General features: G+C 62.1%; 1 protein-coding gene. It reads right to left on the minus strand.

Annotated features, from left to right (window positions below; genetic code table 11):
- Window positions 1–2 precede the first annotated feature (2 nt).
- On the minus strand, window positions 3–1407 hold a 1405-nt coding region (locus AWB67_RS37800; RefSeq protein ID WP_235025601.1), incomplete at its 5' end, for a DASS family sodium-coupled anion symporter.

The following is a 1407-nucleotide window of genomic DNA, read 5'->3' on the forward strand; positions in this document are numbered from 1 at the left end:
CTTCAGACGTGCCCCAGCACCTTCCACCAAACCGGGCCGATTACCAGCCAGACGACCATATAAATGAGGCTCATCAGGAAGCCGGCCTTCCACCACTGTCCCTGGGTAACGTAGCCGGCGCCGAACATGACCGGACCGGAGCCGATGCCGTATTGTGTCAGGCAACCGTTGATGTTGCTCAGGATGCCGAGCGCGACTGCTGCGGTGAACGGCGGAATTCCGGCGGCAACCATCAGCGCCATGGAGAGCGGGAAAAGCGCACTGATATGCGCCGTCGCGCTGGCGAAGAAATAATGGATGTAGCAGTAGATCGCGGCCACCACCATATAAACGGCCAGCCTCGGGAAGCCCTCCAGGTGTGCCCCGAATTCCTTCCCGAACCAGGAAACCATGCCGTACTCGTTAAGTTTGGAGGCCAGCATGATCAACAGGCCGATCCAGATCATCGTGTCCCATGCGGCCTTCTCGTTCAGCGCGTCCTGCCAGGTCAGAACGCCGGTGATCATCAGCAACGACACCCCGAGCGCGGCCGCCAACGTCGCTCCGATGGCCAGTTCCTCGCCGAAAACCCACAGCACCAGCAAGCCGACAAAGATTGCCGCCATGATGATTTCCTTGGCGGAGATTGGGCCCATGGCGACGAGTTCTCTCTGGGCGAGCATTATCGCATCGGGTGTTCGGCGAATCTGCGGCGGTGCGATCCACAGCATAGCCAATGGGATGATGGCAAGACACAGCAAGCCAGGCACCGATGCCGCGACTGCCCAGTCGAGCCAGCTGATCGATACGCCTTGATCCGCGGCCAGCTTGACCGCAAGTGGATTACCCGCCATTGCCGTGACGAACATGCCTGCGGTGATGATGTTCGCGTGGAAGGCGCAGAGGACCAGATAGTCACCCACCTTGACGCGCGATTCCGGGTCCTCGGCATGGCTGCCAAGGACTTCCGCTATCGCTCGGGTAATCGGCAGCATCACCCCGCCGGCGCGGGCGGTGATGCTCGGCATGGCGGGCGAGATCACGAGTTCGGTCATGACCAGTCCATAGCCCAGTCCCAGGGTCCGCTTTCCCAGCAGCCGCATGAACAGGAGCGCGACGCGGCGCCCAAGGCCGGTCTTGATCATGCCGCGGGAGATGAAGAACGCGAGCATCACCAGCCAGACCAGGTCCGTTCCGGTGGATCTGGTGACGTCGGCAAACGATACGACACCGACGAGCACGCCCACCGTGGCGCCGATGATGGCCACCGCCGACATCGGCAGCGGGGAGGTCATGATGCCGGCGATGGTTGCGACGAAGACGGCGAACATGTGCCACGCCTTCTCCTGGAGGCCGGGCGGCGCTGGCAGGAACCACAGGACGGTGCCGATGCCCACCGGAATCAAAAACTTCCAGACGCTTGCGAGA

The sequence above is a fragment of the Caballeronia terrestris genome (genome assembly GCF_001544515.1).
Lineage (GTDB): Bacteria > Pseudomonadota > Gammaproteobacteria > Burkholderiales > Burkholderiaceae > Caballeronia > Caballeronia terrestris.